This is a genomic window from Hyphomicrobium album, from assembly GCF_009708035.1.
Classification (GTDB): Bacteria; Pseudomonadota; Alphaproteobacteria; order Rhizobiales; family Hyphomicrobiaceae; genus Hyphomicrobium_A; species Hyphomicrobium_A album.
The window spans coordinates 2,166,077-2,191,295 of sequence record NZ_WMBQ01000001.1 but is presented as its reverse complement, the minus strand read 5'-3'; the positions used below and the strand labels follow the sequence as shown (position 1 = coordinate 2,191,295).

Annotated in this window: 19 protein-coding genes and 1 tRNA gene; 13 read left to right on the top strand and 7 right to left on the bottom strand. The window is 62.6% G+C overall.

Annotation, left to right across the window (positions count from 1 at the left end; translation table 11 throughout):
* Window positions 1-105: 105 nt before the first annotated feature.
* From GIW81_RS10390 to GIW81_RS10380, 3 genes are all read right to left on the bottom strand, one after another.
* Complete coding sequence (locus GIW81_RS10390; protein ID WP_154739122.1) at window positions 106-1,332, bottom strand: efflux RND transporter periplasmic adaptor subunit; 1,227 nt, start codon at window positions 1,330-1,332, stop codon at window positions 106-108.
* Complete coding sequence (locus GIW81_RS10385; RefSeq protein ID WP_154739121.1) at window positions 1,332-4,505, bottom strand: efflux RND transporter permease subunit; 3,174 nt, start codon at window positions 4,503-4,505, stop codon at window positions 1,332-1,334. The genes GIW81_RS10390 and GIW81_RS10385 overlap by 1 nt, the downstream gene beginning before the upstream one ends.
* 225 nt (window positions 4,506-4,730) lie before the next feature.
* Window positions 4,731-5,165, bottom strand: a complete 435-nt coding sequence (locus tag GIW81_RS10380) for a hypothetical protein (protein ID WP_154739120.1) — start codon at window positions 5,163-5,165, stop codon at window positions 4,731-4,733.
* Between the two features lie 322 nt (window positions 5,166-5,487).
* Between GIW81_RS10380 and GIW81_RS10375 the strand changes: the two genes are divergently transcribed.
* From GIW81_RS10375 to GIW81_RS10355, 5 genes are all read left to right on the top strand, one after another.
* Window positions 5,488-6,855 carry a sensor histidine kinase gene (locus tag GIW81_RS10375; RefSeq protein ID WP_154739119.1) on the top strand — a complete coding sequence of 456 codons (1,368 nt, stop codon included), beginning with the start codon at window positions 5,488-5,490 and terminating at the stop codon, window positions 6,853-6,855.
* Window positions 6,852-7,481 (top strand): response regulator transcription factor, encoded by a 630-nt coding sequence (locus GIW81_RS10370; RefSeq protein ID WP_154739118.1) that lies wholly within the window; start codon window positions 6,852-6,854, stop codon window positions 7,479-7,481. The genes GIW81_RS10375 and GIW81_RS10370 overlap by 4 nt, the downstream gene beginning before the upstream one ends.
* 137 nt (window positions 7,482-7,618) lie before the next feature.
* Window positions 7,619-8,011: a response regulator transcription factor gene (locus GIW81_RS10365; RefSeq protein WP_154739117.1), complete on the top strand. Its 393-nt coding sequence runs from the start codon at window positions 7,619-7,621 to the stop codon at window positions 8,009-8,011.
* Window positions 8,008-9,030, top strand: coding sequence for a LysR family transcriptional regulator (locus GIW81_RS10360; RefSeq protein ID WP_154739116.1), 1,023 nt, complete (start codon window positions 8,008-8,010; stop codon window positions 9,028-9,030). The genes GIW81_RS10365 and GIW81_RS10360 overlap by 4 nt, the downstream gene beginning before the upstream one ends.
* Window positions 9,031-9,182: 152 nt before the next feature.
* Entirely contained in the window at window positions 9,183-10,313 is a 1,131-nt protein-coding gene (locus GIW81_RS10355) for an ABC transporter ATP-binding protein (protein ID WP_154739115.1), read from the top strand.
* Here the strand turns inward: GIW81_RS10355 and GIW81_RS10350 are convergent.
* Window positions 10,310-11,668 carry a GH1 family beta-glucosidase gene (locus GIW81_RS10350; protein WP_154739114.1) on the bottom strand — a complete coding sequence of 453 codons (1,359 nt, stop codon included), beginning with the start codon at window positions 11,666-11,668 and terminating at the stop codon, window positions 10,310-10,312. The genes GIW81_RS10355 and GIW81_RS10350 overlap by 4 nt on opposite strands.
* Before the next feature lie 607 nt (window positions 11,669-12,275).
* Between GIW81_RS10350 and GIW81_RS10345 the strand changes: the two genes are divergently transcribed.
* The 5 genes from GIW81_RS10345 (at window position 12,276) to GIW81_RS10325 (ending at window position 19,973) form a co-directional block, all read left to right on the top strand.
* Window positions 12,276-13,706, top strand: coding sequence for a glucoamylase family protein (locus tag GIW81_RS10345; protein ID WP_324614967.1), 1,431 nt, complete (start codon window positions 12,276-12,278; stop codon window positions 13,704-13,706).
* Between the two features lie 96 nt (window positions 13,707-13,802).
* Window positions 13,803-15,053 (top strand): sugar ABC transporter substrate-binding protein, encoded by a 1,251-nt coding sequence (locus GIW81_RS10340; RefSeq protein WP_154739113.1) that lies wholly within the window; start codon window positions 13,803-13,805, stop codon window positions 15,051-15,053.
* Between the two features lie 41 nt (window positions 15,054-15,094).
* Entirely contained in the window at window positions 15,095-15,928 is an 834-nt protein-coding gene (locus GIW81_RS10335; RefSeq protein ID WP_154739112.1) for a carbohydrate ABC transporter permease, read from the top strand.
* The gene (locus tag GIW81_RS10330; RefSeq protein ID WP_154739111.1) at window positions 15,925-16,746 is read left to right on the top strand and encodes a carbohydrate ABC transporter permease; all 822 of its coding nucleotides are present in this window, start codon (window positions 15,925-15,927) and stop codon (window positions 16,744-16,746) included. The genes GIW81_RS10335 and GIW81_RS10330 overlap by 4 nt, the downstream gene beginning before the upstream one ends.
* A gap of 260 nt (window positions 16,747-17,006) precedes the next feature.
* Window positions 17,007-19,973: a discoidin domain-containing protein gene (locus GIW81_RS10325; RefSeq protein WP_210251926.1), complete on the top strand. Its 2,967-nt coding sequence runs from the start codon at window positions 17,007-17,009 to the stop codon at window positions 19,971-19,973.
* Between the two features lie 24 nt (window positions 19,974-19,997).
* Here the strand turns inward: GIW81_RS10325 and GIW81_RS10320 are convergent, their stop codons facing one another.
* A complete protein-coding gene (locus tag GIW81_RS10320; protein ID WP_154739109.1) occupies window positions 19,998-21,572 on the bottom strand; it encodes a glucan biosynthesis protein in 1,575 nt (524 codons plus the stop codon).
* 191 nt (window positions 21,573-21,763) lie between these two features.
* Between GIW81_RS10320 and GIW81_RS10315 the strand changes: the two genes are divergently transcribed.
* Both GIW81_RS10315 and GIW81_RS18845 read left to right on the top strand, forming a co-directional pair.
* A complete protein-coding gene (locus GIW81_RS10315; RefSeq protein ID WP_154739108.1) occupies window positions 21,764-22,336 on the top strand; it encodes an alpha/beta hydrolase in 573 nt (190 codons plus the stop codon).
* Between the two features lie 155 nt (window positions 22,337-22,491).
* Window positions 22,492-22,647, top strand: a complete 156-nt coding sequence (locus GIW81_RS18845; protein WP_195930501.1) for a hypothetical protein — start codon at window positions 22,492-22,494, stop codon at window positions 22,645-22,647.
* Window positions 22,648-23,082: 435 nt separating this feature from the next.
* Here the strand turns inward: GIW81_RS18845 and GIW81_RS10310 are convergent, their stop codons facing one another.
* The gene (locus tag GIW81_RS10310) at window positions 23,083-23,469 is read right to left on the bottom strand and encodes a hypothetical protein (protein WP_154739107.1); all 387 of its coding nucleotides are present in this window, start codon (window positions 23,467-23,469) and stop codon (window positions 23,083-23,085) included.
* A gap of 400 nt (window positions 23,470-23,869) precedes the next feature.
* On the opposite strand from GIW81_RS10310, the gene GIW81_RS10305 reads away from it, so the two are divergent.
* Window positions 23,870-24,778: a hypothetical protein gene (locus GIW81_RS10305; RefSeq protein WP_154739106.1), complete on the top strand. Its 909-nt coding sequence runs from the start codon at window positions 23,870-23,872 to the stop codon at window positions 24,776-24,778.
* A 53-nt stretch (window positions 24,779-24,831) separates the two neighbouring features.
* On the opposite strand, the gene GIW81_RS10300 is transcribed toward GIW81_RS10305, so the two are convergent.
* Window positions 24,832-24,907: transfer RNA gene (locus tag GIW81_RS10300), tRNA-Thr, on the bottom strand.
* Window positions 24,908-25,219: the final 312 nt, after the last annotated feature.

Below are 25,219 nucleotides of genomic sequence, written 5' to 3'. Positions count from 1 at the left end.
GCGCCACGAGGACCTGCTCCTGGAGCCCCCGCTCCCTTCCGCAAGTGTGCGCCACCTATCGAGTTACGCCGAGACGGGCCGAGGGGATCGCCTTCGCGCCGATTGCTATTTGGCGGCCGCCTTGATGGGAGCGGCTTGCACGCGACTGCCTTCGGCGAGGTTGACCGCCGGACTGCGGATCACGGTATCCCCGGCCTTCACGCCGTCGCTGATTTCCACTTGCGTGCCGAGATCGCGGGCGATGGTCACCTTGCGGAAGCGGACGGCGCCATCCTCCAGCACGGCGACGTGCAATCCGTCCGCGTCGAAGACCACGGCGTCGGCGGGGACGACGAGCAGCGGCTCCTTGCGTGGGATGTGCAGCTCGGCGGTGCAGTAGCTGCCGGGCTGCAGCGTGCCATCTGGATTGGGCACGTCGATCTCGGTGAGCAGCGTGCGGGTGTCGGGCTGCAGCGCGTCGGCGATGCGCGTTACCTTGCCGGGGAAGCTCCGCCCAGGGAGCTCGGGAATGTGGACGGCTGCATCGACGCCGGGGGCCACGCCAACCGCCTGGTCCTGCGGCACGTAGACGAAGGTGCGTATGACGTCGGTCTGCATGACGGTGAACATGAAGGTACCGGTGGTGGCGTCCGCCTGCACCAGCGAGCCGACGTCGATATTGCGCTGGGTGACGACGCCGTCGAACGGCGCGACGACCGTCTGGTAGGCCTTCTGCTGGTTGAGCACGCGTAGCTGCGCTTCCTGTGCCGCTATGTTCTGCTGCGCGACGGCGAGCGAGGCTTCGAGTGCTTTCAGGTTCTGCTGGTCGATCGATCCCTGCTGGCGCGTCGTCCAGCCTTCGGCAACGAGAGGCTTGTCGCGGTTCCAGGTGATGCGGGCGAGGTCGAGATTCGCTTGCGTCTGGCGGAAGCTAGCGCGGTCCAGCTCTAGCGTCGCCTTCGCCTGCTCGATCTGGTGGTCGAGCTCGGGCGCGGTGATCTGAGCGAGAAGCTGGTTGGCTATCACGCGGTCGCCGATGTCGGCGGTGCGCTTGTCGATGTAGCCGCTGGCGCGGGCGAAAATGTTGGCGGTGGTCAGTGCCTGGGTCGTCGCCGGCAGCGAGACCGTGAAGGTGTCGCCAGCGCTGCGCACCTCGGCGATCTGCACGGTCGGCACGAAATCGCGATGGCGCTGGGACGTCTGCAACGCGGCGTTGCGCTCCTGATAGGCGCCCCATCCGCCAATGCCGAGCGCACCGGCGAGAACGAGCAGAACACCCATTCCGAAGTAGACCGCGCGCCTGCCGACGTGCACGGGCGACGTGACGGCGGTCGGCTCGGTATTCTCGGTCATCACACTCCTCCTTCGAACACGCCGTGTTCGGCCTTTCCGTCATTGCCTTTGCGTAGCAGGGCGAACAGGTACGGGACGACCAGCAGGGTCGTCGGGGTTGCGAACAGGAGGCCGCCGATCACGGCGCGGGCAAGAGCGGCGTTCTGCTCCTCGCCGGGGCCGCCGATGGCCATGGGGATCATGCCGACGATCATCGCCGCGGCGGTCATCAGCACCGGGCGGATACGCGTGTGGCCGGCATCGATCGCGGCGCGGCGCGCCGGGACGCCAGCGAGCTGCTGCTCGCGGGCGAAGGTAACGAGCAGGATCGAGTTCGCCGACGCGACGCCCACCGCCATGATCGCACCCATCAGTGAGGGGACGTTGAGGGTCGTGCCCGTGATGAACAGCATGGCGAGGATGCCGCAGAAGGTCGCCGGGAGCGCCAGAATGACGACGAATGGGTCGCCGAAGTTCTGGTAGTTCACGACCATCAGCAGGTAGACGATGACGGCGGCGAAGAGGATGCCGATGCCGAGGTCGATGAAGGCGCCGTTCATGCTGTCGATCTGGCCGACGACCTGGATGTAGTTGCCGGGCGCCAGCTGCTTCTGCAGGTCAGCGACCGCCTTATTGATGTCGCGCGCCACGCCGCCGAGGTCGCGGTCCTGTACGCTGGCGTAAACATCGAACACCGGCTGGATGTTGGTCTGGTTGGAGTTGGTCGGCAGGCTGTCGCGCTTCAGGGTGGCCACGTTGCTCAGTAACCCCGGCACCGGATCTCCGGTGGTGGAGATGCCGGTCGATACGGGTGTATTGTCGAGGTCGTTGACGGACCTGATTTCGTGCTCGGGCGTCTGCACCGCGATGTAGTACGGGCGGCCGTTTGCAGGGTCGGTCCAGAAGTTGGGGGATACCTGCTGCGATGAGCTCAGGCTGACGTTGAGGTTGCCCACCACTTGGTTGGCGTTGAGGCCGAGCTGGGCCGCGCGGGTGCGATCGATATTGGCGAGGAACGCGGGGCCATCCGTCTCCTGCTGCAAATGCGCGTCGGCGATGCCGGGGATGGCGGCGATGCGGCGCGTGAGCTCCTTGGCGACCTTCAGGTTGTTCGCCTTGTCGTAGCCGATGGTGCGCACGTCGATCTGCGCCGGCAGGCCGAAGTTCAGGATCTGCGTGACGATGTCGGCTGCCTGGAAATAGAAGGTGACATTGGGGAACGCGGTGGGGAGTGCTTCGCGTAGCTTGCGCACGTATTCGCTGGTCGGGGCGTGCCCTTCCTTCAGGGCGACGAGAATCACGCCGTCGTTGGCGCCGATGGTCGAGCCGTCGGTGAAGGCAAGGTTATAGGCGCGGGCCGGCAGGCCGATGTTGTCGACGATCAGCTCGCGGTCCTTGTCGGGGACGATCTCGCGGATCTTGTCCTCGATCCCTTGGAAGATGCGCTCGGTGGTCTCGATCCGCGTGCCGGCGGGCGCCCGCACATGCAACTGGATACGGCCGCCATCGATGGCCGGATAGAAATCGTGCCCGACGAGGAAAAACATCGCCGTGCCGAGCGCCAGCACCAAGCCGGCAAAAACGGGCACGATGGCGCGGCGCTTAAGCAGGACCTCGAGCAGTGCGGCGTAGCTGTTGCGCATGCGCTCGAAGCCGCGCTCGAAGGCGGCGTGAGCGCGTGAGAACACTCCGTTGCTTCCGCTCGCGTGCTTCTCGCCCTTGAGGAGCAGTCCGATGGTGATCGGTGTGAGCGTGCGCGACAGGCCGTAGGAGGCGAGCATGGCGAACACGACCGCGAGCGCCAGCGGCGTGAACAGGTAGCGGGCCGGTCCTTCGAGGAACACGACCGAGGTGAACACGCAGGCGATGGCCAGCGTCGACACGAGCGTCGGCACGGCGATCTCAGCCGAGCCGTGCAGCGTCGCCTCAGGCAGCGGCAGGCCCTTTTCGGTCAACAGGCGGTGGGTGTTCTCGATGGTGACGGTGGAATCGTCGACGAGAATGCCGATGGCCAGGGCCAGGCCGCCGAGCGTCATGGTGTTGAGCGTCTCGCCGAGGAAGAACAGACAAACGATCGACGACAGGATCGCCAGCGGGATGGAGATCATGACGACCAGGGTTGAGCGCCACGAGCCGAGGAACAGCAGGATCATAAACGCGGTGAGCGCGCCGGCGATGGCGCCTTCGCGCAGCACGCCGGTGACCGACTGCTTCACGAACACCGACTGATCGAACAGCTCGTTGATGGCGAGACCGGGAGGCGCGGCGGCGCGGGCGAGCGTGAGCGCCTGGCGCACGCCATTGACGACGTCGAGGGTAGAGGCATTGCCGTTCTTGATGACGCTGAGCAGCACCGCACGGCGCCCGTCCTGGCGGACAATGTTCTGCTGCACGGCGGAGCCGTCGCGCACGTTGCCGATGTCTTTCAGGAAGACGGTGGCGTGATTGGCAACCTTGACCGGGATGTTGTTGAGCTCGTCGATCGTCAGTGGCGTGGCGTTGGAATGCACGGTGTATTGCGTGTTGCCGATCTTCGCCGTGCCTGAAGGCAGCGTCAGGTTCTGCACGTTGACGGCGTTGACGATGTCGTTGGGCGTCAGCCCCTTGGCGACCAACTTGTCGGGGTCGATGTCGACCATGATCTGCCGATACTTGCCGCCGGCGGGCGTGGGGAAGGTGACGCCGTGCACGGGAGCTAGCTCCTGGCGCAGGCTGTAGATGCCGAAGTCGTAAAGCTGCTGCTCGTTGAGCGTGTCGGAGGTCAGGCTGAGCTGCAGAACGGGGACGCTCGAGGCATTGAATTGAACGATGATGGGCGGTTGGATGCCGGGTGGTAACAGAGCGCGGATCGCGTTGGTCGCCGACACGATCTGCGAGATGGCGAGGTCGAGATTGACGTCCGGCTGGAAGTAGATCTTCTGCACCGACAGGCCCAGGAGCGTCTGCGACTCCATGTTCTTGATGCCGGTGACGTTGGAGCTGATCGAGTACTGGCTGTAGGTGCTGACGCGCGCTTCCATCTCCGGCGTCGACAGGCCAGTGTACTGCCAAATCACCGTCACCACCGGAATGTTGATCTCCGGGAAGACGTCAGTCGGCATGCTGCGGATGGCGATGCCGCCCATGAAGACGATGAAGACGGCGAGCACGTAGAAAGTGTGCGGTAGCCGCAGGGCGAAGCGGACTATGCCCATGACGCCCTCCCGGAGCGATCAGGGAGGTCCGAAGTGCGGTTTGCGGTCGGTGAGCGGTTCATGTGTCAACACGCCGGTTGGATTTGGCAGCGTGCTGATTAGGTCGCAGACTTCGCCGGGAGGGCATATCGCCTTTGCGTATCGCAGGCGCGATACGCAAAGACCTTGCGCTGACCCTACGGGCTTTCCAGCCGATACCCCCGGGCAAGCCGACTATACAAACGTTTAGCCGACCAGGACGTGGGCGCCGCCTATCAATGTCGCTGCCGCGGCGAGGGCCAAGGGTATGAGCATGATCTCAATCCACGCCTGTTTCGCCGGCATGGGACCGGTGAAGGTGTCGACTTGCGATTCGAGGAAATCAGACATGCGCGGGTGCGCCGAAACGAGGCGCGTCGCTGCTGTATGGCGGAGCGCAAGCGGTATGCCGAAGAACACCACGGCGAGGACCGTGACCATCATGAGGTCGAGCTCTGTTCCGCCGGGCGCCGCAAAATCGGCCCAGGCCGTGCCGATCATCCAGAGATAGGCGGCGAAAACGCCGATGTAGACACCGTGCGGAAATTCGTCGCCGGGCAGTGCCTGAACTTCGGTCGCCACGTCGCTCATGGCGTCCACGCGCGCGACATTGGGGGCTCTCTCGAGAAAAGCGGTTTGCATGGCGTACCTCCTTCGTTGTCCCGCATAACAGCTGGATCGTCTGGCCGCTGCGTTGAAGGGGGATATACAAAGCAAGGTATTTGGCTCTCGCCAACAATCCAAAGCGCGCCGGTGTCGCCCGTATGCTTTTGCTACGCTTAGGCCTTTATCAAACGGAGTTGCTTAAGCGTACCGATAGGATCATGCGACACAAGCAGGCGCCGCGAATATCCTGAAGCGAGTTCATTGGTGGCAAGGAAGCGGCGCGCGCGTGCGGCAGCCCCTGATAATACATCACTCGAATTTTCCGTGGCTGCTGCCCGCCGCTGCGGTGTTGCTCGCGATGGCGATCTTCGCCGTCGACACGTTTACCCCGTTCGGCATGGCCGTCGCCGTGCTCTACGTGCTGGTGATCCTCATCGCGGCAAACTTCTGCGACCGGCGCCAACTCTTGGCCGTCGGATTTGGTTGCGTGGCGCTGACGCTGCTGGCCTTCACCATCACGCACGGGACCCAGTACGAAACGACCGCGTTCGCCCGCTGCCTCATCTCCCTCGCCGCCATCGGCATCACCACGCTCCTTGTGGAGCGCAACAAGTCAGCCGAGATGGTGCTGCGCGAGCAGGCCAATCTCCTGGCGGTGACCCACGACGCGGTGTTCGTGCGCGATGAGAACGACGTGATCCGCTACTGGAATCGCGGCGCCGAGGAACTCTACGGCTGGAGCGCAGAGGAGGCGATCGGCCAGGTTTCGCACCGATTGATGGCCTCCGACTTTCCGATTCCGTTACGCGCGATCACGCGCATTCTCGAGCGCGACGGCAAGTGGGAAGGGGAAATCACCCACACCAAGCGGGACGGCAGCGGCGTCCTCGTCGCTAGCCGCTGGTCGATCCAGCGGGGCGAGCAAGGCCGACCGCCGGCGATCCTGGAGACCAACAACGACATAACGACGGCGCGTCGCGCCGAGGAAGATCTGCGTCAGGCGCAGTCGAATCTGGCGCACGTCAATCGGGTGAGCACGCTCGGCGAGATGACCGCGTCGATCGCGCACGAGGTCAGCCAGCCGATCGCCGCCATGGTCGCCAGCGCCGGCGCGGGGCAGCGATGGCTCGCCGCCGGCAACATCGAAGAAGTGCAGCAGTCGCTCGCCCGCATCAGCAAGGACGGGCACCGTGCGAGCGAGGTAATCTCGCGCATTCGGGCGCTGTCGATGAAGCGGCCACCCCGCAAGGAGCAGGTAGACATCAACGACGCGATCCGCGAGGTGCTGGCGCTGGTTCGCGACCAGGCGGAGCGCAATCGCACAGAGCTGCGCACCGAGCTCAGCCCCGACCTGCCGCCGATCAATGTCGACCGCATCCAGATCCAGCAGGTGCTTTTGAATTTGATCGTCAACGCGCTGGAGGCCATGGCGACCAACGACGAGACGGACCGGGAGGTGCTGGTCTGCTCCCGCGGCAACGGCTCGGGCGGTGTGGAGGTTGTGGTGCAGGATACAGGCCCGGGGCTCGCAGCCGCGCAGATGGCGCAGGTGTTCGATGCCTTCTATACCACCAAGAGCAACGGCATCGGCATGGGCCTCGCCATCTGCCGGTCGATCATCGAAGCGCATGACGGGAGCCTCGGGGTGACGGACAACGAGCCCCGCGGTGCCGTATTCCAGTTTTCACTTCCGAGTGTCGAGTCAACTGTCGGTTCCGTGCCATGAGCGACGATAAAGCCGCCGTCTTCGTCATCGACGACGACGAGTCCATCCGCGAGGCGCTGCGCAGCCTGCTAGCCACCGTGGGACTCGAGGTTCACACCTTCCAGTCGACGCGCGAGTTCCTCGACGCGAAGCGGCCCGACCTACCGGCCTGCCTGGTGCTCGACGTGCGGTTGCCGGGGGTGAGCGGGCTCGACTTCCAGTCGGAGCTCAACAAGTCGAACGTGACGTTCCCGATCATCTTCATCAGCGGGCACGGCGATATTCCGATGACCGTGCGCGCCATCAAGGCGGGCGCCATCGAATTCCTCACCAAGCCGTTCCGTGATCAAGAGCTGCTCGACGCGGTGCAAGCCGGCATCCAGCAGGATCGCCAACGTCGCGAGCAAGCGGCGGGCATGGCCGGGCTGCAAGACCGGTTCAAGACGCTCACGGCCCGCGAGCGCGAGGTGATGGCGCATGTCGTTACGGGGCGAATGAACAAGCAGATCGCCGGTGAGCTCGACCTGAGTGAGATCACGGTGAAGGTCCACCGCGGCAACGTCATGCACAAGTTGGGCGCCAAGTCGCTGGCCGAGCTCGTCCGGATGGCTGACCAACTCGGTGTTTCGCCGCCCACCAAAGCCTAGCCAACTATACCTAAGCATAGTCGCTCGCCGCCAAAGGCTAGTCGATCGTGCCGAATGTCTAGATGCGCCTTCCGCACGTGCAATGTCGCGCGCCCAGGGGCCCCCGTAGCTTTCTTCTCAACAACCGAGTTGCCGAGATGGACAAGAGGACAATGATCTCGATCGTCGATGATGATGAATCGGTGAGGGACGCGACCGCGAACCTCATGCGGGCGGCAGGATATACGCCTCAGGCGTTTCCACATGCGCGCGCCTTCCTCGAGTCTTCGCATGTCTCGGACACCGACATCCTGATTGCCGACGTACAGATGCCCGGCATGAGCGGCCTGGAGCTGCACGACGCCCTGTTGGACGCCGGCAAGCACATCCCGACGCTGCTGATCACCGCCTATCCCGACGAGCGTATGCGCTCCCGCGCCCTGCACGCGGGCGTGATCGGCTACCTCACCAAGCCGTTCAACGAGTCCGAGCTTCTCGACACCATCCAATCCGTCCTTCGATCGGTCAAAACGCGGAGTATCGAGCAATGAACGTCGCCGTCTCCACTGCAGAGGCTCGCACCCGCGGGCACGTGAGCCGCACGTCCCCCATACGGCGCGCCTCGCAGCGCAAGGGGCAGGGCGTGCGCGGCACGCAGTTTGCACAACTCACCGCATTCGTCGCGGTCGCCGAGCATCGCAGTTTCACCCGCGCGGCCGAGCACCTCGGGTTGTCGACGCCGTCGCTCAGCCAGGCCATCCGCGCTCTCGAAGACGGCTTTGGCGTCCGGCTACTAAACCGCACGACGCGCAGCGTGTCTCTGACCGAGGCGGGAGAGGAACTCTTGGCGCATCTCAATCCCGTGCTTGAGGGCGTGGACAACGCCATCGACGCGGTCAACGCCTACCGCGACACTCCGAGTGGCACCATTCGCCTGACGGTGCATCCAGTGGCCGGCGCCACGGTTCTTGCACCACTCGTCGCCCGCTTCGCCGCGGCCTACCCGGCGATCGAACTGGAAGTCTCCGTCGACTTGGCCTGCCGCGATCTCGTCGGTGGGCATTTTGATGCCGGCATCCATCTCGGTAGCTCGATCGCCCAGGACATGATCGCCGTGCCGATCGGCGGCAAGCTGCGCGTGCTCACCGTCGCGTCGCCCGAATACCTCGCGCGCCACAAGCCGCCGGCGACGCCCGACGACCTCGGCCAACACAATTGCGTGCGCTACCGCTGGGATAAGGATGTCGCCAACGCCTGGCGCTTCATGAAGGGCGGCGAGCGCGCCGAGGTGGTGGTCGAAGGCACGCTCACCGTCAACGACTACGACCTGGCGCTGCGCTCCGCGCTCGACGGCATCGGCATCGCCCAGCTGCCCGAGGCTTCCATCGCCACGCACCTCGCCGAGGGACGCCTCGTTCCACTGCTGCTCGACTGGTCACCGGACTGGGCGGGCTTCTTCCTCTTCTATCCGAGCCGCCGCCACGTGCCGGTGAAACTCCGCGCGCTGGTCGATTTCCTGCGCAAAGGTGCCAAGCCAGAGCCCGGCATCGATCCCGCCGTACATCAATAACCGAGCGACCAGGATAGACAGGGGCCGTGCCATCTCACCGGACTCGGCAGCAGGTGTCGCGTTGCTGAGGCTTTAGCCTCTCTCGATTTTGTGGCCCGATTGGTTCAATAAGATGTGGCGATGACGCTCGAACAGTCTGGGCACTAGATTAGATGGGCAAGTTAAGACTCTCGAACATACGTAAGTGCTTCGGTGCATCCGTGATCCTCGAGGACATCAATCTCGAGATCGCGGACGGCGAGTTCGTGGTCTTCGTGGGACCCTCGGGTTGTGGCAAGTCAACCTTGCTGCGCCTCATCGCGGGACTCGATGAGGTATCCGGCGGCGAAATTTCCATTGATGGAAAAGTTGTCAATGATGTCGCGCCTGCACGCAGGGGCGTCGCCATGGTCTTCCAATCGTATGCGCTTTATCCGCACATGACGGTCTACCAGAACATGTCGTTCGGGCTACGGCTTGCCAAGCTCGATGTGCGGGACATCGATGCAGCGGTGCAATCGGCTGCTCGCAAGCTGCACATCGATCACTTGCTCGAGAAGAAGCCGAAGGTGTTGTCCGGCGGCCAGAGGCAGCGCGTCGCCATCGGCCGCGCAATCGTCCGGAAACCGAATGTCTTTCTGTTCGACGAGCCGCTGTCCAATCTCGATGCGGCCCTGCGGGCGAGCATGCGCTACGAGCTGGCAAAGCTCCATCAGGATCTTAAGACGACGATGATCTACGTGACGCACGATCAGGTCGAGGCGATGACGCTCGCGAAGCGTATCGTGGTTATGTCGGCGGGACGCATCGAGCAGGTCGGCACGCCGATGGAACTCTACAATGACCCGGACAACATCTTCGTTGCAGGATTTATTGGCTCTCCGCGCATGAATTTTCTTGATGCCGAGATCGAGTCGATAGCACCCCGGCGCGCCATCCTACGACTCCCTTCGGGCGACACCATCGCTGCGGCCGTTGATGCCCGCTCGGCCCGTCCGGGGCAACGCGTAACGCTCGGCATTCGGCCGGAGCACTTCGAGGCGCGCGCGAAATCGAATGAGCTGCCGGTGAAAGTTCGCTTCGTCGAACGCTTGGGAAGTGTGACGATCGCTTATGGCAACGCGGCGAGGACAGAGACGGAGGTGATCGTTCAGCTGCCTGGAGACTTCGAGGTCAGCCCTGGGGAAACAATTCTCTCCGGCGCGCCGCCGCGCGCCTGCTACCTCTTTGACGACAATGGGCGTGCCTTCCTCCGCGTCGCCGAGGAAACCCCAGTGGCCGCGTTGCCGGGTGGGATCGGCTAGCTCGTGCTTTCCTCAAGGACGGCGCCGTTGCTCGCGATGACCTTCGCATAGAAGTGCGCGCTGTCCTTCGGGGTGCGCTGTTGGGTTGCGAAGTTGACATGCACGATGCCGAAGCGCTTCGAATAGCCGAGCGACCATTCCAAATTGTCGAGCAGCGACCACGCCATATAGCCGCGGACGTCGACACCCTGCGCAATCGCATCGCGTACGGCGCCGAGATGCTCACGTAGGTAGTCAACGCGCAGAGGATCCTCGACCCGGCCCTTAGCGGCGGTCGGTGGATCGAAAAAGGCGGAACCGTTTTCGGTTACGTAGAGCGGGATATTGCCGTAGCAGCGTTTGACCCACAGAAGGGTCTCCGTCAGCCCCGGAGCGAACACCTCCCAACCCGTCTCAGTATATGTCGCCTGCTTCTGACGCACCGCGCAGGCCTTGAGCGGCCACGCGTTGGCATCGAAGCGCGTGACACTGCGCGTGTAATAGTTGACGCCCAAGAAATCGATCGGCTGTTGGATGAGGGCGAAGTCCTCAGATGGCCAGTCTGGCCACGCCTCGCCGAATATTTCGACCATCTCTTTGGGGTAATGACCGAAGAACACAGGGTCGAGGTACTGCCGGTTCATATAGGCTTCGGCGCGCGCCGTGGCGGCAACATCGGCCGGATCGTCGGAGGCGCGATACTTCGGCTCGATGTTGACCACGAGTCCGATCTCATGGCGCCCCGTCGCGCGGTAGGCCTGAACCGCCGCGCCGTGCGCGCGCAACAAGTTATGTGAGGCTATGGGAGCCTCGAAGCGGTTGCGGTGACCGGGTGCCAGAGCTCCATGGAGATAGCCGCCATCGGTGACGACCCAAGGCTCGTTCAGCGTCGCCCATTTCTTCACGCGGCCATCGAGCTTGCGGAACATGACCTCCGCGTAATCGGCGAACCATTTCGATATTTCGGGATTGAGCCAACCGCCGCGGTCATCGAGCGCTGCGGGAAGGTCCCAATGATAGAGCGTGACCAGCGGCTCGATTCCGTTCTCGAGCAACGCGTCGACGAGACGATCATAGAAGTCGAGCCCCGCATAGTTCACGTGTCCTGTACCCGCCGGCAGGATGCGGCTCCACGAGACACTGAAGCGGTACGCCTGTAGTCCAAGGCGTCGCATTATCGCGACGTCTTCCTTCCAGCGGCGATAATGATCGCAAGCGACGTCACCCGTGTCGCCGTCGCGGACCAATCCCGGCGTATGGACAAAGCGGTGCCAAATGCTCGGTCCCGCCCCATCGGCAAGAGGCGATCCTTCGACCTGATACGCCGCTGTTGCGCTGCCCCACAAAAAGCCATTTGGAAATTGTGCGGCGCACATTGCTTGCCCTCGAGTCTGTTGCACTGCCGTCGGTGTTAGCCACGATTTGTAGACATGCCCGATGTGAGTAGCACTCATGTCCACGATGTGAGTAGCACGCATGTCACTCTGCGGCGCAACAACGCGCTACTTTTAACTCATGGCTCGAAAAGCTCCGCATCAAGAGTTGTCGCGTTCTGCAGATGACTGTAAGCATCGTCCCACGGAGGGCGCCGGGGGGATGATCTCCAGCTTACAATCCGAAGAACGGGCCAACCGTTCACACCAACGTCGCGGCGCCAATGACACGTCGGCGCGAAATGCTTTGGTGTGTTTCAGTCGTGTCATCAAACGCGATCAGCAGTCCATCGCGTGGCTCTCGTCGCCGCCTCAATCGCCACTTAAACGACGCGCGTTCGAGGCAGCGCAACGGCGCAGAGTCCTCGTCAACATCAACCACAGATCTCTGGAGGCGTGAGGCCGGCGTTTGGCTCGCTGAAATTTTTCAGGAGCTCACAAAAGGCACGGCAAGAAGAAGAGCGGGAGGGCACGTAGCTTGGCAGGACGAAAAACGCCTGAGAAGGGCCGCAGGTTCCCAGCAAACCATGGCAACGCGAGCCGGCGCACCGTGCTGCTCGGTGGGCTAGGCCTGCTAGCGACGAGTACACTGCCCTTTCTAGCGGTATCCAGCGCGCTACCGCGCCGTTCCAGACCGGACCAGGTCGCGCTCGACCCGTTCATCGCCGACGTACAAAGGCGGACGTTTCGCTTTTTTTGGGAAACCACAAATCCGGAAAATGGTCTGGCGCGCGATCGCTTCCCGTCACCCTCTCCGTCAAGCATCGCGGCTGTAGGTTTTGCGCTTACCGCCTATCCCATAGGCGTCGAACGCGGCTACGTCACGCGCCGCGCGGCAAGAGCGCGGGTGCTCGCAACGTTGCGGTTCCTTTTTGAAGCGCCACAGGGGCCAGATCGTCTTGGTATGACGGGCCACCACGGCTTCTATTATCACTTCCTGGATATGACCACCGGCCACCGGGCGGGAGACTCCGAGCTGTCGACGGTCGATACGGCGCTCTGTCTTGCAGGGGTGCTATTTTGCCAATCCTATTTCGACGACCTTGCTGACGACGACGAGGCGCAGATCCGCGAGCTGGCAGAGAAGATATATGCTCGCGTCGATTGGCGGTGGGCCCAGGTTCGTCCGCCAGCGATCAGCCACGGCTGGTCGCCCGAATGCGGGTTCCTCGAATACGATTGGCGCGGCTACAACGAGGCAATGATCGTCTACCTTCTGGCACTCGGCTCGCCGACGTACCCGGTTGAGGACGCGGCATGGTCGGAATGGACGAGCACCTACGACAATTCCTGGCAGACCGAGTTCGGTCAACCGCATCTCGCCTTTGCACCGCTGTTCGGCCATCAGTATTGCCAAACTTGGATTGATTTCCGCGGCCTAGGCGACACCTACATGAGCGGCCGCGGCATAGACTACTTCGAGAACAACAGGCGCGCCGTCTACGCTCAGCAGGCCTATGCGATCGCCAATCCGCATGGCTGGAAGGACTATGGCAGCGACGTTTGGGGAGTTACCGCTTCCGATGGGCCGGCGGATGTCGAGCGCGAGTATGCCGGTAAGGTACGGATGTTCCGCAGCTATGCAGGGCGTGGAGCCGTAGGTCCGGACGGGTATGATGACGGCACTCTGGCACCGACCGCCGTTCTCGGCTCCATTCCCTTCGCGCCCGAGATCGTCATTCCCACGATTCGTGAGCTGCATCGGCGCTACGGCGAGCACATCTATTCCGACTATGGTTTCCTCGACGCGTTCAATCCGAGCTTCGACTTCGATGTTCCGCTCGTGCACGGTCGCTGCATCCCAGGTTTCGGCTGGGTCGCAAGCGACTATCTCGGCATCGACCAGGGTCCGATCGTCGCCATGATCGAGAATGGGCACTCCGGGCTCGTATGGCGCGTCATGCGCAAGAACCCGCACGTGCGCCGTGGCCTGGAGCGCGCGGGCTTCACTGGTGGTTGGCTAACCACCAGTGAAACTTAAACCGCGCGTCGACAGCTTGATGGGTTAAGGCAAGACGCAGCGTGCGCTGTGAGCATTCAGCGTTGATCAAACAGCGAGCGTCTTGATCGGATTGTAATGCGCATCATCCTGACACTTGTGGTCGCTTGGATTGTTGCTGGTTGCCAGGAGCCTCCGGGCAACCCGACCGTCGTCCAGTTCTGGGCCATGGGGCGCGAGGGCGAGGTCGTCCGCGAGCTCATACCCGACTTCGAGCGCGCGCATCCCGGCATCCGCGCCGAGGTGCAACAGCTTCCTTGGTCGGCCGCCCACCAAAAGCTGCTGACCGCATTTGCGGGCGATGCGCTACCCGACGTAGCTCAGCTCGGCAACACTTGGCTTCCGGAATTTGCCGCCCTTCACGCGCTCGATCCCGTCGAGCCGTCCGTGGTCGACGCCAGCGACTACTTCCCCGGAATTTGGCAGACAAACGTTGTCGACCAAACGGCCTACGGGGTTCCCTGGTACGTCGACACGCGTCTCCTATTCTATCGCAGCGATCTCCTTGCCGCGGCGGGACACGAACGTCCCCCAACTACATGGGGTGAGTGGACTGACATGCTGCGGGCAATCAAGCGGCGCGGCGGACCTCACCGTTATGGCGCGCTCTTGCCGCTCAACGAGTACGAACCGTTGCTGGCACTGGCGCTGCAGCAAGAGGCGCCGCTGCTGCGCGACGGGGACACGCGCGGCAACTTTCGCAGCGAGGACTTCAAGCGCGCGCTCCGGTTCTATCGGGACATGTTCGACAACGGCTTTGCGCCGGCGACGAACGCAAATCAGATTTCCAATGTCTGGGACGAGTTCGCGCGGGGATCCTTTACCTTCTATATCACCGGGCCTTGGAGCATTGGCGAGTTCAAGCGCCGATTGCCAGCGAGCCTGCAAGCGAGCTGGATGACGGCGCCGCTGCCGGGGCCGGCGGGCCCGAGCTATTCCGTTGCAGGGGGCTCGAGCCTCGTCGTGTTCAGCGACTCGCCGCGGAAGAAGGCCGCGTGGCAGCTCGTACAATACTTGTCTCAACGCGAGGTTCAGCTGCGCTTTCACACGCTCACAGGCAACTTGCCGCCGCGGCGTAGCGCGTGGAACGACGAACGCCTCCGCAGCGACGTCCACGCGCGGGCCTTTCGTGATCAGCTCGAGCGCGTCAAGCCTGCTTCGAAAGTGCCGGAGTGGGAGCGCATTGCCACCGACATGCAGCTCGTCGTCGAACACATGGTGCAGGGCAGTGGCTTGACGATAGACGAGGCAGCTGCCGAAATTGACCGACGCGCGGACCGCATTCTCGAGAAGCGGCGCTGGTTGCTGGCGCGCAAGGAGCAGCCGTGAAGCTCAATTGGGCAGCGTGGGTGTTCGTGGCTCCGGCATTGATGGTGATCGCCGTCTTCTTCTTCCTGCCCGTGCTGGCCGGGTTTGCACTGAGCTTTACCGATTTCGATATCTACGCGCTCGCCGACCTCGGCAATCTTCGCTTCGTCGGTCTGGCGAACTACGTGGAGCTATTGCAAACGCCGCTGTTCTGGAAGGCATTGGGCAATACGCTGTACTTCGTGGGTGTAGGCGTGCCGTTGTCGATCGCGGCTTCGCTCGGTGCGGCGTTGCTTTTGAACTCGAGGCTCGCGAGGTTCAGGCCCTTCTTTCGAGTAGCCCTCTTTGCGCCCGTCGTCACCACCCTCGTCGCGGTTGCGATCGTCTGGCGCTACCTGCTGCACACGAAGAGCGGTCTTATCAACTATGGCCTGGAAAGTTTGGGGCTGGCGCCAATTGACTGGCTCGGCGATCCCCATTGGGCCATGCCGGCGATCATCCTTTTCGCGGTGTGGAAGAACTTCGGCTACAACATGATCATATTCCTCGCCGGGCTGCAGAGTATTCCGGAAGAGCTTTACGAAGCGGCGCGCATCGATGGCGCATCGAGCTGGCAGCAGCTCCGCCACGTGACGCTTCCCTCGCTAGCGCCCGTTGTGTTGCTCGTGAGCGTGCTCACGATGGCTGGCTACTTCCAGCTCTTTGCGGAGCCCTACGTGATGACCCAGGGCGGTCCGCTGCAAAGCACCGTGAGCGTGCTCTACTTCATGTATGAAGAGGGCTTCAAATGGTGGAACCTCGGCTTCGCCTCCGCCATTGCCTTCGTGCTCTTCGTGTTGATGTTCGTCGTGACCATGCTGCAGCTTTACGTGGCACGCCTTAGAGAAACGTCATGAAGCTGAGCCCTGCAGCCATCGCCATAAACGGGGCGCTCATCGCAGCGGCGGCATTCGCGCTATTTCCGCTCGTGTGGATGCTCTCGGTCTCGTTCATGGCTCCGGGGGAGGCGAGCGCTTTTCCCCCACCGATATTTCCGCAGGAGCCCACGCTCGCCAACTACCGCGAGCTATTCGCGCGCGAAGGGATGAGCCGGTACTTCGCCAACAGCCTGCTGCTCGCCGCGTGTGCCACGCTTATCGCTCTCACGTTCAACGTCATGGCTGGCTATGCTTTCGCCAAGCTGCGCTTCAAGGGGCGCGAAGAGATTTTCCGCGCGCTGTTGGGCGCCATCGTCATTCCGGCGCAGGTGGCAATGCTACCGCTCTTTCTGCTCCTCAAGAGCATGGGCTTGGTCAACACATATGCCGGTGTTCTCGTGCCGGTGCTCGCCACGATCTTCGGCATTGCGCTGGTGCGCCAGTACGCGCTTTCAATACCCGACGAGATGCTCGAAGCTGCGCGCGTCGATGGCGCCAGTGAGTTTAGGATTTTTGTTTCAATTGTCGTTCCCACGCTGAGGCCGATCCTGGCGACGCTCGCGACCTTCACGTTCCTAGGTACCTGGAATGATTTCATGTGGCCGCTCATCGTGCTGTCGGATGAGAGCCTCTATACGCTCCCCGTCGCACTGGCCTCGCTGTCGCGCGAGCATGTGCAAGACAATGAACTCATGATGGCCGGCTCGGTCGTAACAATACTTCCCGTGCTGCTGCTCTTTCTCGTCCTGCAGCGCCAGTACCTGTCTGGTCTCTTGGCGGGGGGCGTCAAAGGATGAGTGAGGCTTGTGGTTCCGGCTTGCGTGGGTGGCGCGCGCAAATTCTGGTCGCAGCCTTCGCGCTTGTGGCGGTCGGTGCTGGCTCGAGTGGTGCGCAGGTGGGCGATCAAGTTCAGTTGCTTGATAACTTTGAGCAGCTCGGCGCGTGGACGGCCGATGCCTCTGACGGCGTGAAAGCCTCAGCTCGGTCTACCGCTGGCGTTGACGGGCGCGCCCTACGGCTTGATTTCGACTTTGGCAGGTCCGCGGGCTACGCCTTTGTGCGTCGCGAGTTGCCGCTCGATCTGCCGGAGAACTACGAGATTTCGTTCAATCTGCGGGGGAATTCGCCGACAAACAACTTCGAGGTCAAGCTTGCCGACGCCAGCGGCGACAATGTCTGGTGGTTTCAGCGTCCTGACTTCGTGTTCCCCAGCGAGTGGCACCGCGTCAGGATCAAGAAGCGACAGATCACGTTTGCTTGGGGTCCCACCGAGGACCGTTCCCTGCGCCGCATTGATAGGCTGGAGTTCGTGGTTGCTGCCGGTAGCGGTGGCGGCAGCGGTTCGATCGAGATTGACGATCTGACGTTTCGCGAGCTACCTCCCTCGCCAACGCACTTCCCGCCCCTGATGGCGACGGCGAGTTCGTCTTTGAGCGGTGCCGAGCCGGGCCGCGCGGTGGACGGCGACGCGCGCACCAGTTGGCGCAGCGATCCAAAGGCAGGGCCGACGCAAACTCTCAACGTCGATCTCGGCATGGTGCGCGAGTTCGGCGGCCTCGAACTCCGCTGGCAAGAGGACGCGCGACCGCGCCGCTACGACGTCGAGGCTTCCAGGGACGGTGTTGCCTGGCGGGTGCTGCGGCGGGTGATGAACGGCAACGGCGCCAAGGACGCGTTGCTTCTGCCGGACGAGGAAGCGCGCTTCCTCAGGGTCAATCTTCGCGACGGCGCAAAAGGTGGCTACGCACTTTCCGAGCTGGCGATAAAGGACGTGGCATACGGCGCTTCGCCCAACGCATTTTTCCAAGCCCTGGCGAAGGACGTGCCGCGCGGCATCTATCCTCGCGGCTTTTCCGGTGAGCAGGCGTATTGGACGCTTGTCGGCGTCGATGGCGGTGCCGAAAGCGCGCTCCTCTCCGAGGATGGTGCAGTCGAGATCGGGCGAGGCGGATTTTCGATCGAGCCTTACATCATGTCGGGCACGCGCCTGATCACGTGGGCCGACGTCAAGGCAACGCAATCCCTGGCGGACGGTTATCTGCCGGTGCCGAGCGTCGCCTGGCAGCATCCCGAGTGGAGTATGCGTGTCACGGCCTTTGCGCGCGGCACGCGCGAGGCTCCCGAACTCGTGGCGCGCTACACGGTCATCAACACGACCGACAAACCGCAATCCCTGCAGCTCGTGCTTGCCGCACGGCCGTTCCAGGTCAATCCGCCGACGCAGTTTCTCAATATCACCGGCGGCGTCAGCGCGATCAGGTCGCTTGCCTGGGACGGAACGAAGCTCTCGGTCAACGGGCACACCAAGATCGTGCCACTTGCTGCGCCCGACCGATTTTCAGCGTCTCCCTTCGAGTCTGGCAGCTATCCCGACAAGCTGCTCGTTGTCGGCGAAGACACAACCAACGACGTCACGGACGACACCGGCTTCGCGTCCGCAGCGCTCACCTACGAATTGAAACTGGCGCCGCGGGAAAGCCGCACGGTAGGTTTCGTGGCTCCGCTTGCAGGCATGGCGACAAGGCCAGACCTTGCGGACCGGTCCGCCGAAGAATGGATCGAGGCGCAGCAACGGCTGGTCGAGGCCGACTGGCGCGCCAAGCTCAACCTCGTCGAATTCGACGTTCCCGCCGGCGGTCGACACCTCATCAATACGCTGCGTTCCTCTCTCGCGCACATCCTGATGACGCGCGACGGTCCCATTCTGCGGCCTGGTACGCGTTCCTACGGACGCTCATGGATTCGGGATGGGGCGATGATGTCGGAGTCGCTGGTCCGGCTGGGGCACGCCAACATCGCAGCGGATTATCTCCGCTGGTTCGCTCCGCACCAGTTCGAAAACGGCAAGGTGCCCTGCTGCGTCGACGTTAGGGGCGCCGATCCCGTTCCGGAGAACGACAGCAACGGGCAGCTCATCTTCCTCGCCGCTGAAGTCTTTCGTTATACCGGCGATCGCGCACTGCTCGAGGCAGTCTGGCCGCATGTCGAAGCGGCCGTGCACTACATGGACGGCCTGAGGGCGTCTGAGCGTACCTCGGCCAATCTCACGGCGCAGCGCCGCATGCTCTATGGCCTGCTTCCTCCCTCCATCAGCCACGAGGGCTACGCAAGCAAGCCGGCCTATTCGTATTGGGACGTGTTCTGGGGCCTCCTCGGCTACAAGGATGCGGTTGCGATCGCCGAAGCGCTCGGTAAGCGCAGTGCCGCGAAACAATTCGCGCACGCGCAGGACGAGTTCAGGCGCGACTTCCATGCTTCGGTGCGCGCCGCCGCCGAGGTGCACGGCATCTCCTACGTGCCGGGCGCCGCCGACCTTGGCGACTTTGATGCTACTTCGACGACCATTGCCCTGGCGCCCGCCGGCGAGGAGCACAACGTACCCGACGATCTCCTGCGGGAGACGTTCGAGCGCTATTGGCGCAATTTCACCGATCGCCGCGACGGCAAATTGAGCTGGGACGTCTATACCCCCTATGAGCTTCGCGTCGTCGGCACCTTCGTTCGCCTCGGATGGCGCGAGCGCGCACGCGAACTTCTTGACTACTTCTTCAGGGATCAACGCCCTGCGGCCTGGAACCAGTGGGCAGAGGTCGTTGGCCGCGAGCCGCGACAGCCGCGCTTTATCGGCGACATGCCGCACGCTTGGATTGCCTCCGACTACATCCGCTCGGCGCTCGACATGTTCGCGTACGAGCGCCAGAGCGATAAGTCACTCGTGCTGGCGGCAGGGATTCCAAGCGATTGGTATGGAGGACCGGGCTTTGCAGCCAAGAACCTGCGCACACCCTACGGCTCGCTGAACATGTCCTTCCGGCGCCGCGGCAAGGACCTCGTCGTCAGCCTTGCGGGCAATGCGCAACCGCCGGGCGGCTTCTTCCTGCCTTGGCCTCGGCCGCATCTTCCGGACGCGCGCCGGCCGGATGGGCAGCCGCTGGCTTGGCAGAATGGCGAGCTGCACATTCGGGACCTCCCCGTCGAGATCCTGATCGAGCAGACGGCCGGGCCCAGCGAAGACGCGGGCTAAGAACTTTTAGTCTGCCGACAGGGACTATTGGCGCCAGCGGAAGAGCCAGACCTCCGACGTCGGCTCCCCCTCGGCGACCAACGAAAGGCGCAGCTCGCTTTCCTTGCGACCTTGCGGATTGAACTCGAAGGTCGCCCGAACGCCGCCGATGTCGGGGTTGCGTTGCACGAGCGGTTTGCCAATGACGCCCGCGCTGGAACTGATCACGGCTTCCGGCAACGGCCGTAACGGCACGTCGGAGACGCCGACTGACGCGACCTGCTCCAGCTTGGAGCTTCGCCAGTCGTGGAAATCGACAACAAAGCGAACAGTCTCCGGCCGTGAGCCCACACCGACGCGAGTTTTTCCTACCCGATAGCCGTTCCAGGCAGGTACGTCGTCGCACCAGGTAAGCCGGTAGTCGATTGAGTATTCCTGACCGGCGCGCAGTGGGGCGTCGGGGCGCCAAAACGCAACGATGTTGTCGAAGTACTCGGCCTGCGTGGGAATTTCGATGAGCTGCGCGCACCCATTGCCCCAACTGTCCTTGGGTTCGACCCAGGCGCTCGGACGGTCCTGATAACGCGCTTCGAGATCCTGATACCCATTGAATGTTCGATCACGCTGAATAAGTCCGAAGCCCTTGGGCCTGCTGTCCCGGAGGCAGCTGCTCTGCACCTCGGACGGGCTGACCAGCGGGCGCCAGAGATGTTCGTCGCGACCGTTCCACGCCGCGAACCCATCCGAATCGTGGATCGCTGGCCGGAAGTCCATGGGTCCATCGCTGTCGTGCGTATCCTTCAAGAACATGCTGGTCAGCGGCGCGAACCCGACCTTTGACAGATCACGCCGAGGAAACAGGTGAGCGTCGACGTGCATCGCCGTTTGCGCGCCCGGCACAATCACGAATGTGTAAGCGCCCGTTATCGACTGGCCGTCGAGCAACCCGTACACAGTGATCGAACTCTGATCCTTCGGGCGCTCGATCCAGAAGCTCCTGAACAAGGGAAACTCTTCCGGCTCGGGGCCGTCCGTGTTCAGCGCCAGGGCGCGCGCCGAGAGGCCATAGCTGTGGTTCCTGCCCAGGGCGCGGAAATAACTCGAACCCTGAAACGTCAGCAGCTCGTCGTAGTAGTTCGGCCGGTTGAGGGGGGCGTGGATGCGGAAACCGGAAAAGCTGAGAGGTGCCTGCAGCGGCACCTTGCCGTGCTGCGGGCCGAAATCGAACAACGCGCGGTCAGCGTTGAGCAGCCGGATGGAGCCCTTCTCGACGAGGAAGATCTCGACGGGAGCCCGGTAGATGTATGCCGACGGAAAGAACTGGAGCTCGAATCCTAACTCCTCTCCGCGCCATATGGCTCGTTCGGGGCGAAATCGAAGATCCCGGTACTCGTCGTAGCCCATTCCCGCGAGCGATGGGGCGAGCGTCTCACGCGGAGGCTCGAAGTCCCGGAGGGAGAGTTCTTGGGCGCGCTTGCGTACGAGCGCCGCGGTCGCGCTCTCGCTGGCTGGAGCCGCATGCCGCTCGGCAACTTGAAGCTGACCGCGACTTAAAGCGAGGTCGGACCTCAGTGTGGCTAGAGCTGCCAGTCCAGTCGCCAAGAAGGTGCGGCGGTGCACGATCTGATCCTCGCATTAAGCGAGAAGTTTCAAGGATCAATCTTGAATGGCACCTGAACGCACTGCAATTGATATTGCGGAGCCGACACTGGGGTGTCCACTGTCCATCAGTCCTACTGAGCCCGCCACCTTGGCGCCGATTTGTGCACGTGGATAGAGATCGAGCAATCTGAACATCAGGACCGACGCGCATGCCCGAGCGCAATTGCATCATCGTCCATGGCTGTCCCGCAGGTCCCGAAGGAGAGCTTCATGTCGAGACGCGATCCTATGACCAGCATTGGATGCCGTGGGTGCGGGAAAGGCTGATCGAACGGAATATTCCGACGCTCACGCCGCTCATGCCGAACCCGTGGGCGCCCGACTACACGAACTTCCGGCAGGAATTCGAGAAGCATCCCGTTTCGGAGCGGACGATCCTGATCGGTCATAGCTGCGGATGCGCATTTCTCGTCCGTTGGCTTGGCGAGTCGAAGCGGAAGATCGACACGCTCGTGCTCGTCGCGCCGTGGAAGATACCCAGGGCGGGAGATGCCAAACGGAAGGCGTTTTACGATTATCCTATTGATGAGACGATCAAGCGCCGTGTGCGCCGGATTCTCATGTTCACCTCGGATACCGAGAAGGACGATGGAAAGAAGAGTCTCGCAATCTATCACGCGGCGCTAGCCGGAGACGTCGTTCATCTGCCCGGCAAGGGTCACTACACAATTTCCGATATGGGCACCCACGAATTCCCTGAGCTGCTCAGCAAGATCTCCTAAGCGAGGTTCAGGACACCAGCCGACGCATCTCCGCCAGATAGACGCTCCCCGGCGCCCGCGGGCGCGCCACATGTGTTCATTTGGAACCTTTAGTTGGCGTGACCCGTTTCTGCGCCGGCGGGGCAATGACGAGAACTCCATTTGGAGGAATCACCATGAAGACTGTCATCTCGCTTCTGGTTTTGACTCTTGCAACAGCATTCACAGCTCCGGCGTTTGCCCAGGATCCAGCACCAACGACCAAGGCCGACTGCGAGAAGGCCAAGGGCACGTGGGACGAAAAGACCATGACATGCACCATGTCGAAGTGAACTGACGCGCTACTTGCGCGCCGACACACATTCGAGAGAACTCCGGGGCGGCCGCATGCGACCGCCCTTTTGCGTTGCTGGTTGCGGAAAGCAAACGGTCGCCGGGTTGCGCACGGAGGGAGCGACCCCGGCACTCGGGCGACGGCTGAACCCCCGATCGCGGGGTTGTGGAACGCCAACCCAATGTCCCTTTCCGGGAACTCACTTGCCCGCCGGTGCAGTGACGAAGTCTGCTCCTGGCCCCGAGTGTCAGTTGGCGCGCGTCGATCTGATGTGCGCTGATTGGGCCTGATCTGAACGGCCAGCCCAGAGAGAGAGTACTGCTCAGGCCGCAGCACCGATTGGATCAAGACGAAGTGCCCGGCGTGGAAGGAAGCGAACAAGGATCGTTTTGAGAAGATGGAGCGCCGTTAAGCTGACGGCACGCCGCAATGGCTACCGGACTGAGCCGGTCATCATCTGCTTCTCTTGGGCGATGGCTTGCGCGGTCGCGCCGTACTCCGCAATCTTGGCGTCCGCCTTCTCCTTCTCCACCATCGCGTATCCCTTCTGGGCCATGCAGCCTGCGAACACGTCGCTGGCGGCCTGATCTTGTTCGGCCTGCTTGGCGATCGCGGCAAAGCCTCCGTAGTAGTTTGGAGTCCGGGTGAGATTCGCCTTCTGCGTTTCGCCGAGACACACCGTCCGATCGGCCTCGTAGTTCTGCCGCAACATGGGGCTGGCAGCGATGCGCTGCCCATCGGTACGAACCGCAACTAGCTCGGGTCCGGCGCAACCTGCGGCGATGGGAAGTAGCGCAATAGCGATAAGCAATCTCGTCATGGGCCGTCCCCTCAAAATGGCTTTGCAAAACACGCGGAGACGGAATCGCGATTCGCGCTTCACCACGAAGCGCGCGGTAACGCCGGAAGGGGAATAGGTGTGCACGCCCGGGTGGTGTTGCTTGATCTTGACCAGAACATAAAGAGAACTAATGTGAGGTCATGCCCAACCGCACGCCCGACGACGAGCCGATCTTCGACCTGGGATACGGGCTCAAGCGCGCCGGCGTGAAGCTGCCGATCGAGGCGTGTTACCAGCTCGGCGCGCGCGGGTGCTGCAGAAGCTGGCGAAGTGGGAGTTCACGCGGAAGCCGCCGAAGGAGGCGCATGGGTCTGCGCTGCCGAAATCCGATGGCGTGTCGAGATAGGTTCGTGTCCGAGGTGACGGGAAGATCATGGGAATGATCGCCAACATATTGAACTCTACCTTTGTGACTTCACTGCTCGGCGCTGGCGCAGGAGCTTGGGCCGGCGCCTACTTCGCTCAGCGAATTGTTGAACGAGGCGCCAGGCGCGAACGTCTGCGAGACGAAGTACGTCATGCAAACTCGGCGATAGCTCTCGCGCTGTTTATCGCTAACACGTCGCTGAGTCTTAAGGCTCAGCACGTAAGAGGCATGGCGCAAGGGTATGTGCGGCTTCGCAATGAGTTTGGGGCCTTCGAAGACCGACAACGAAGCGGTTTGAACCCACCCAATGCAGAATTTCACGTACCGATGGAGTTGAACACTCTTGAGGAGCTAGTGCTGCCGCTGGACCGGCTGCAACTGGTAGCTTCAGAAAAGCTGTCACTCCCGACACGGCCCTCTGCAACGGTGTTCACCCTCATCGCTAATGCGCACTCCCTGAATGGTTCTATCCGGGAGCGAAACAAGTGCATTGAGGAGTTTAGAACCACCGCGCCTCATACTCATCAAGAGCGGGTGCAGTGGTACTTCGCACACCCCGATGGCGAGGGCAGTGTTGATGCGCGCTACGCCTCATTCATGGAGGCAATCCCCCAACAGCTCGACAATTGCATCTTTTATAGCAAGCTTTTCATCGAGGACGTGGCGGTGCATGGGGAGCGATATAGGGCCGCCCTCAAAAAGGAATTCGGAATCACCGCTCCGCGGATGACGACGCCAAGCTTCGCAGCCGCCGAAGCTGGTGGGCTCATGCCACGTGCAGAAGGTTACACAGAATGGTTGGGCATGTTCGTCCCACTCCCCGACGAGCGCCTCAAGCGCAGCCGCTGGGGGCGGCGACTACGCATCGCTGGAAGGCGACTTTGGCGGAAGGTCCGGAACCTAAGCTGCTGCGCGCTGTGACTTCAGATTCCGGCCAAAGTCACAAAGGGTGTCGCTCAAAAGAAGCTAAGTAGTGGTGCCGCAAGAGGGAATCGAACCCCCGACCCCGTCATTACGAATGACGTGCTCTACCGACTGAGCTATTGCGGCTTTCTTCTGCTTAAACAACACCTTAGGTGCCGTGCACCGAGGTAATCGAGAACAGCCGAAGACCCGGCGCTCGGCCTCGAGCAGCCCGGGAGCGAGCGGAATAGACCAAGTTCGGGGGCCATTCAAGGTCCGCGAGTGCCTCCCGCCCCGCCGAAAGGTGCTCTGGGCCGCGGTGCGCCGCCGGCCGCCTTACGGGAACAGCAGCCCGAGGCGGCCGGGAAAGTCTCCCGGCCAAGCCAGCGCGAATTCACCTGCCCGACATCCGCCGCCCCGCGTAAGGCAGATTGTGACGTAGACTTCGCCTAGCGCCCT

What these genes read in the sequence shown, in the direction of transcription:
- GIW81_RS10390 (WP_154739122.1), bottom strand. Translation starts at nt 1,332, where the DNA reads ATGACCGAGAATACCGAGCCGACCGCCGTCACGTCGCCCGTGCACGTC.
- GIW81_RS10385 (WP_154739121.1), bottom strand. Translation starts at nt 4,505, where the DNA reads ATGGGCATAGTCCGCTTCGCCCTGCGGCTACCGCACACTTTCTACGTG.
- GIW81_RS10380 (WP_154739120.1), bottom strand. Translation starts at nt 5,165, where the DNA reads ATGCAAACCGCTTTTCTCGAGAGAGCCCCCAATGTCGCGCGCGTGGAC.
- GIW81_RS10375 (WP_154739119.1), top strand. Translation starts at nt 5,488, where the DNA reads ATGGCGATCTTCGCCGTCGACACGTTTACCCCGTTCGGCATGGCCGTC.
- GIW81_RS10370 (WP_154739118.1), top strand. Translation starts at nt 6,852, where the DNA reads ATGAGCGACGATAAAGCCGCCGTCTTCGTCATCGACGACGACGAGTCC.
- GIW81_RS10365 (WP_154739117.1), top strand. Translation starts at nt 7,619, where the DNA reads ATGGACAAGAGGACAATGATCTCGATCGTCGATGATGATGAATCGGTG.
- GIW81_RS10360 (WP_154739116.1), top strand. Translation starts at nt 8,008, where the DNA reads ATGAACGTCGCCGTCTCCACTGCAGAGGCTCGCACCCGCGGGCACGTG.
- GIW81_RS10355 (WP_154739115.1), top strand. Translation starts at nt 9,183, where the DNA reads ATGGGCAAGTTAAGACTCTCGAACATACGTAAGTGCTTCGGTGCATCC.
- GIW81_RS10350 (WP_154739114.1), bottom strand. Translation starts at nt 11,668, where the DNA reads ATGTGCGCCGCACAATTTCCAAATGGCTTTTTGTGGGGCAGCGCAACA.
- GIW81_RS10340 (WP_154739113.1), top strand. Translation starts at nt 13,803, where the DNA reads ATGCGCATCATCCTGACACTTGTGGTCGCTTGGATTGTTGCTGGTTGC.
- GIW81_RS10335 (WP_154739112.1), top strand. Translation starts at nt 15,095, where the DNA reads ATGGTGATCGCCGTCTTCTTCTTCCTGCCCGTGCTGGCCGGGTTTGCA.
- GIW81_RS10330 (WP_154739111.1), top strand. Translation starts at nt 15,925, where the DNA reads ATGAAGCTGAGCCCTGCAGCCATCGCCATAAACGGGGCGCTCATCGCA.
- GIW81_RS10315 (WP_154739108.1), top strand. Translation starts at nt 21,764, where the DNA reads ATGCCCGAGCGCAATTGCATCATCGTCCATGGCTGTCCCGCAGGTCCC.
- GIW81_RS18845 (WP_195930501.1), top strand. Translation starts at nt 22,492, where the DNA reads ATGAAGACTGTCATCTCGCTTCTGGTTTTGACTCTTGCAACAGCATTC.
- GIW81_RS10310 (WP_154739107.1), bottom strand. Translation starts at nt 23,469, where the DNA reads ATGACGAGATTGCTTATCGCTATTGCGCTACTTCCCATCGCCGCAGGT.
- GIW81_RS10305 (WP_154739106.1), top strand. Translation starts at nt 23,870, where the DNA reads ATGATCGCCAACATATTGAACTCTACCTTTGTGACTTCACTGCTCGGC.